Origin of the sequence: Methylobacterium terricola (assembly GCF_006151805.1) — a bacterium.
Taxonomy (GTDB): domain Bacteria; phylum Pseudomonadota; class Alphaproteobacteria; order Rhizobiales; family Beijerinckiaceae; genus Methylobacterium; species Methylobacterium terricola.
Window position 1 is genome coordinate 1 of sequence record NZ_VDDA01000074.1, and the last position, 6,511, is coordinate 6,511.

6 protein-coding genes are annotated in these 6,511 nt (G+C 68.4%); 1 reads left to right on the plus strand and 5 read right to left on the minus strand.

The window, feature by feature from the left end:
• Positions 1-85 precede the first annotated feature (85 nt).
• From FF100_RS36370 to FF100_RS36385, 4 genes are all read right to left on the minus strand, one after another.
• A complete protein-coding gene (locus tag FF100_RS36370) occupies positions 86-589 on the minus strand; it encodes a hypothetical protein (RefSeq protein ID WP_139040869.1) in 504 nt (167 codons plus the stop codon).
• Entirely contained in the window at positions 573-1,667 is a 1,095-nt protein-coding gene (locus FF100_RS36375) for an enolase C-terminal domain-like protein (RefSeq protein WP_139040870.1), read from the minus strand. The genes FF100_RS36370 and FF100_RS36375 overlap by 17 nt, the downstream gene beginning before the upstream one ends.
• A 23-nt stretch (positions 1,668-1,690) precedes the next feature.
• On the minus strand, positions 1,691-3,481 hold the full coding sequence (locus FF100_RS36380) for a thiamine pyrophosphate-requiring protein (RefSeq protein ID WP_139040871.1): 1,791 nt from the start codon (positions 3,479-3,481) through the stop codon (positions 1,691-1,693).
• 215 nt (positions 3,482-3,696) lie between these two features.
• Positions 3,697-4,641 (minus strand): SMP-30/gluconolactonase/LRE family protein, encoded by a 945-nt coding sequence (locus FF100_RS36385; RefSeq protein ID WP_139040872.1) that lies wholly within the window; start codon positions 4,639-4,641, stop codon positions 3,697-3,699.
• 154 nt (positions 4,642-4,795) lie between these two features.
• On the opposite strand from FF100_RS36385, the gene FF100_RS36390 reads away from it, so the two are divergent.
• Positions 4,796-5,530 carry a DUF4396 domain-containing protein gene (locus FF100_RS36390; protein ID WP_246102791.1) on the plus strand — a complete coding sequence of 245 codons (735 nt, stop codon included), beginning with the start codon at positions 4,796-4,798 and terminating at the stop codon, positions 5,528-5,530.
• A 573-nt stretch (positions 5,531-6,103) separates the two neighbouring features.
• Here FF100_RS36390 and FF100_RS36395 read toward each other — a convergent pair.
• Positions 6,104-6,406 (minus strand): cytochrome C oxidase subunit IV family protein, encoded by a 303-nt coding sequence (locus FF100_RS36395; RefSeq protein WP_281287368.1) that lies wholly within the window; start codon positions 6,404-6,406, stop codon positions 6,104-6,106.
• Between the last annotated feature and the right edge of the window lie 105 nt (positions 6,407-6,511).

The window sequence follows — 6,511 nt, forward strand, 5'->3', positions numbered from 1 at the left end:
CATGCGCTCCCACTGAGTGTCGCTAAGAACGAGACGGTCCAGGACGCCCAAAGCGGCTCTCCAAAAAGCAGCCTTGAATCACGTCTCAACCAACCGGGAAACCCCAAGAGTCCACACCGCCTAGCGCCTGCACCGCGTGCCGGACGCGGGAACTGGCGGGATCGGTGTCGCCGGCGCCGTGCAGCGACGAGGCGAGGGTAACGCTCGAGACGACGATCGGCGTGTACATCGCCCGGTTGAAGAACTGGCCGCGGTAATGCTCAAGACCGGAGTCGAACAGCACCGAGGCGGCGAGCATCGACGAGGCGTGGTTGAGGCGCTGCGCGGCGCTCGCGGTCACGGCGCTGCCGCGCGGGCTGTAGCGGCGCCCCTCCGACGGGCCCCCGGCCGGGGAGGAGCCGAGGCGCTTTGAGCGCCCGGCGGCGAACCAGGTCAGCAGGCCGGCGCCGGCCGCGACCGCGGCGAGGGCGACGACGGGGTGAACCGCCGCTTCGACCCGCACCGGGGCGACGCGGCGTTTCAGGACTGCCCCGGGGGGGCCGCGGCGGCGCTCGGGCGGGCGGGGGCCGCGATCAGGCAGCGTAGGCATCGGCGGCCTTCGTCTTGAGGGTGAGGCCGTGGCCCGGCCGGGTCAGGTCGGGGGCGATCGCGCCGCCCTGCGGCACCGGCGCCCCGTCGAACAGCATCCGCTCGATGCGGACGTGGTCGTGGAACCATTCGAGGTGCCGGAAGCGGGGCGCCGCCACCGCGACCGGCAGGTGCAGGGCAGGGGCGCAATGACCGGACAGGTCGAGATGCGCCGCCTCGCAGACGGCGGCCATCTTCAGGAAGCCGCTATAGCCGCCGCAGCGGGTCACGTCCGCCTGCGCCACGTCGACCGCCCCGGCACGGATCAGGCGCTGCAGGTCGTCGAGGGTGTAGGCGTACTCGCCCGCAGCGATCTCCAGGCCGGCGGGCGCCGCGGCTCGAACGGCCGCCATCCCTCCCGGATCGTCGCTCGTCACCGGCTCCTCGAACCACGCCACGCCGAACGGTTCGGCGGCCCGCGCCATCGCGAGCGCGCGCTTCGGCGTGAAGGCGCCATTGGCGTCGATGAACAGCTGCGCGTCACCGATCGCCCCCTTCGCCGCCGCCATCCGGGCCGGATCGCGTGCCGGTTCGCTGCCGATCTTCATCTTCACCGCCCGGCAGCCGTCGCGCGCGACGAAGGCTCCGAGCTGCTCGCACAGTTGCCGGTCGTCGTAGGTGGTGAAGCCGCCGCTGCCGTAGATCTCGGCGCGCTCCCGTGTCCGGCCGAACAGGGTTGCCAGCGGCAGCCCGAGGAGGCGCGCCTTCAGGTCCCACAAGGCGGTGTCGAGGGCTGAGATCGCGCTCGCCGCGAGCCCGGAGCGGCCGATATTGCGCACCGCTCCCCATAGGACCGCGTTGGCCCCCGGGATGTCGAAGGCCGAGAGGCCCGAGAGCCGCGGCGCCAGCGTCCCCTCAATCAGGGGCACGACGCTGGCGTCTGTGTAGTTGTAGCCGAGGCCGGTCTCTCCCCCGGCCTCGACGTGGACGACGACGATTGTCGTCTTGTCCCAGGCATAGGTCCCATCGGCCTCGGGCGCGTCGGCGGGCACGGTGTAGGCCCGCGCCCGTACCGCCTGGATGGTCGGATCGTCACGCATGGTCGTTGCGCCGGATCCGGCCTTCAGCTCTTTCTGCCAGGTAGGACGGAGCTCAGCACTTGGCGGGCGGTATCGACCAGGAGGTGACGCTCCTTAGGATCGCCCTTGCCGAGCATCGACATGTAGTTCTTCACCTGCTCGAAGGTGAAGTACGGCGGCAGCGGCGGCACCTCTGGGTCGGTCTTGACCTCCAGCACCACCGGCACCGGGCTCGCCAGCGCCTCGTCCCAGGCCGTGCCCATCCTGGCGGGATCGTCGACGTAGATGCCGCGCAGCCCGATCAGCTCGGCGAACTTGTGGTAGGGCACGTTCGGGATCGTCTGGCTCGCCTCGAACTTCGGGTTGCCCTCCATCACCCGCTGCTCCCACGTCACCTGGTTCAGGTCCTCGTTGTTGAAGACGCAGCAGATCCAGGTCTTGTTCGGCCAGCGGTGCATGTACTTCGACACCGTGATTAGCTCGGCCATGTTGTTCATCTGCATGGCGCCGTCGCCGACGAGCGCGATCACTGGCCGGTCCGGATGGGCCACCTTGGCTGCGATGGCGTAGGGCACCGCCGCGCCCATTGAGGCGAGGCCGCCCGAGAGCGAGCACATCTGGCCGCGGCGCATCTTCAGGTCGCGGGCGTACCAGTTGGCGCAGGAACCCGAATCCGAGGTAACGATCACCCGATCGGGCATCCGCGGCGACAACTCCCAGGTTACCCGCTGTGGGTTCACCGGGTTGGCCTTCGCCATCGCGCGATCCTCGGCCTCCTTCCACCAGGAGGCGACGCCTTTCTCGATGCCTTTGCGCCAGGAGCCGCCCTCCGCCTTCTGCCCGAGCAGCGGCAGGATCGCGCGCAAGGTCTCGGCCGACTCGCCCTGGAGCGGCACCTCCATCGGGTATCGCAGGGACAGCATCTCGGGCGCGAGGTCGATCTGCACGCCGCGGGCCTGGCCTTCCTCGGGCAGGAACTCGGCCCAGGGGAAGCCGGAGCCAATCATTAGTAGGGTGTCGCACCCCGCCATCATGTCGGAGGAGGGCTTGGAGCCGAGAAGGCCGATCGTGCCGGTGACGAAGGGCAGGTCGTCGGGGAGCGCGGCCTTGCCCAGCAGCGCCTTGGCGACGCCAGCCTGGAGGCGGTTCGCCACCGCGATCACCTCGTCGGTGGCGTGCAGCGCGCCGGCGCCCACCAGGATCGCGACCTTCTCGCCGGCATTGAGCACGTCGGCGGCGCGCTGCAGGTCGGCCTCGAACGGCACGACCTTCGGGGCGGTCCAGCCGACGCCCGAGAAGGTGTTGCCGTGCTTGCGCACGGGAGCCTCGTAGGGAACGTCCTGCAGGTCGTTCGGCAGGATGATCGCCGCGACCTTGCGCTCGGCCTTGGCGATGCGCATGGCGCGATCGACGATGTGGCGCACGGATGCCGGCGAGGCCGCCTGCTGCACGTAGGCCGCCACGTCCTTGTAGACGCTCGTGAGGTCGAGTTCCTGCTGGTAGTGCGCGCCGTTGACGTTGCGGGCCTGCTGGCCGGCGATGGCGAGCAGCGGCACGTGGTCGGAATAGGCGTCGTACATGCCGGTGAGCAGGTGCGTCGCCCCGGGCCCGGAGGTGGCGAGGCAGACGCCGACCTCGCCGGTGAACTTGGCGTAGGCGGTGGCCATGAAGGCCGCCATCTCCTCGTGGCGGACCTGGATGAACTCGAACGGCAGGTCGTTGCGCTGCAGCGCGCCGAGCAGGCCGTTGATGCCGTCTCCCGGGTAGCCGAAGATCGTCTTCACCCCCCACTCGGCGAGACGCTTCCAGAAGAAATCGGCGACGGCGTCGGCCATGGCTGCTCCTCGAAAGCCGTGCGGCATCGCGGACCCGATCCGGGTCCTGTGGCGGATGCGGCGGCCGGCTCTTCACCGTGCCCCTTGGGACAATGTCCTTTGGGCATTGCCTCTGTCGCGAGGCCAACCGGCATACTCTGGGGATGTTCCTGGCCGAGATGTTTCCGGATCGTATCAGGTGTTTCCGGCCTGCATGGGCCGTTCCGGAATCCGCCTCAGTCGCCGGCGAGATCGACGGCGTAGAGATGCGCCTGCGCGGTGATGAACAGCCGCCGTTCGCCCGGGCCGAAGCAGCAATTCGAGCAGACCTGCGGCGTTGGGATCAGCCCGAGCCGGTGGCCTTCCGCCGAGAAGACCTGCACCCCGGACCCGGAACTCGTCCAGATCCATCCACGGTGGTCGCCGCGAAAGCCGTCGGGTACGCAGGGCTCGATCTCGGCAAAGATGCGCGGCTCGCCGAGACTGTGATCGTCGCCCACCGGGTAGGCATGGATGGTGTGCCCGTCGCCGCCCTCGGTGCGAGAGGTGTCGCTGACGTAGAGCGTGCGCTCGTTCGGCGAGAAGGCGAGCCCGTTCGGCTGGCCGAGATCGGCCATGCGACGCACGCGGCCCGTGCTCGGGTCGAACCGATAGACGCTGTGATGCCCGAGATCCGATTCGGCCAGCGCACCCTGCCTGGGCAGCCGCAGGCCGTAGGCCGGGTCGGTGAACCACAATGCGCCGTCGGCGGCGCAGACCACGTCGTTGGGCGCGTTGAACCTGCGGCCCTCGTAGGTCTCGACCACAGGCGATGAGCGTCCGTCAGGCGTGGTGCGGGACAGGCGGCGGTTGCCGTGCTCGCAGTGGATCAGGTCGCCGTTTCGGTCGACCGTGTTGCCGTTGATGAAGGGCGCCGCGTCGATCACGACCCGCACGCAACCGTCCGGATGCCAACCGAGCACGCGACGGCCCTCGATGTCCGACCACACCAGGATGTTCCGGGCAGACCACCAGACCGGTCCCTCGCTGAAGACCGCCTGATCGTAGAGCGAGACGAGGCGGGCCCGGGGCGGAACCACGTCGGTGAAGCGCGGGTCGAACGCCTTCGGCCGATCGCTATCGGGCACGGGATCCGGCGGACCGGGCCGGCGCAGCAGGTTCGAGGCGGGTTCGGCGCTCATGACTTCTCCGCGATCGCGCCTCTCTGCGGGCGCGCCACGGAGGAGCGTTCCAGGGCGGCCTCGCAGGCGACAACCGGCGGTGACTGGTCTTGTTCGCGCTTTGGAACAAGGGCAGCGGCCTTCCGTTGCGCCCCCGATCACCGAAAGGGCCCGCGTGTTTCCAGTCTGGCTCGACGCCCTCTCTCTCGCCGCCCTGCTGGTCGGGGCGGCCTGCGCGCTGATCGTCTCCATCGATGTGATCCGGCACCCGCAATACATGACCGTCATGAACGTCGTCTGGCCGGTCACGGCGCTATTCGGCACCGTAGCGGTCGTCTGGGCGTATTTTCGCTACGGGCGGCTGGCGAGCATGGCGGCGCATCACGCGGCACATTCGCGGCACGAGACGCCCTTAGCCAAGACCGAGACGCCCTTCCCGGTGATGGTTGGCAAGGGAGCACTGCATTGCGGCAGCGGCTGCATGCTGGGAGACGTCGCCGCCGAGTGGCTGGCCTTCCTTGTGCCGGCGGTGGCTGTCTGGTTCGGCTGGCAATCGCTCTTCTCCGAGAAGATGTTTGCCGTCTGGATCCTCGATTTCCTGTTCGCCTTCGGGCTCGGGATCGTGTTCCAGTACTTCGCCATCGTGCCGATGCGCGATCTCTCGCCGGGCGAAGGGATCATCGCGGCGCTCAAGGCCGATACCGCCTCGCTGGTCGCCTGGCAGGTCGGCATGTACGGCTTCATGGCCTTCGCGCAGTTCTATGTGTTCAAGCACCTCTTCGGGCACCGCACCCCGGTGAACACGGCCGAGTTCTGGTTTGCCATACAGGGTGCGATGATCGCCGGCTTCCTTACGAGCTATCCGGTGAACTGGTGGCTGGTGCGGTCCGGCATCAAGGAGCGAATGTAGGTCGGCCTATACGCCGCGACCGGCCCGTTGCGATCCTTCGCCTCGACCCTAGGCTGCTCGACTCCTGTGGAGGTGTGCTCTCGATCGTTCATCTCGCGGCATCGGAACGGCGGGCCGGGGCGTTCCCTCCGATTGGAGACCCGGCCCGCCGGTCCCGCTGAAAGGGGTTCGGGACAGCGAGACAATCCCGCGTAGCAGCAAAGACCGATCGCAGCGTAGACAGAGGATCACATCAATGGTCATCGATCGAAAATTACGTCGATCGCGCACTTGTGCGCTGCTGGACCATCGAGCCGCTACGGGATTGTCCTGGAAAAAGGTCCCATGACAGAGACGCACTGCGACGGCACGCCACCTGACGAGAAGGGACGGAAGGAACGCTCGCGAAAGGCAGAGCAGTGGCGTAGCGGGCCGCCGGCCCGGCCTCACATGGCCGTGACGGACAAGCCCGATCCGAGCCCCCTATGACGTCGAGAAGCGACGGAAACGGCGGGGCTGACGGGCGGCAACGCGGAAACCGGGAGCAGCGAACACACTGTTCGAGGCCGACGCCGATGCGGGGGCGCGACTACGTCACCGGTTCACCATCCGGCTCAGCACGTCGGCGAGCGTCAAGGTGAACAGGATCGCGGCCCAGAACAGGCCGCAGGCGGCGACGATGCGCACGAGACCGCTGGCGTGCTTCAGGCGCATGAAGACCAGGGCAACGAGCGCCGTCTTGGCACCGGCGATCCCGAACCCCACGGCGGTGTCGATGCGGCCGTACGGCCAGTAGGCGGCCCAGGCGCTGAAGGCCAGGAGCGCCATCAGGGCGGTCCAGACCCAGAGATTGCGGCGCCACAGGGTGCCGGGAGTCTCAGAGCCTGTTTGACTGATTGAGCCAGTCGCGCGTTGTCGTTGGCAGGAGGAGCCGATGTGGACGCAGGCGGATCGCGATCTCTACAAGGACGACGGCCGTCGCTATCCGAGTGACCTGACGGA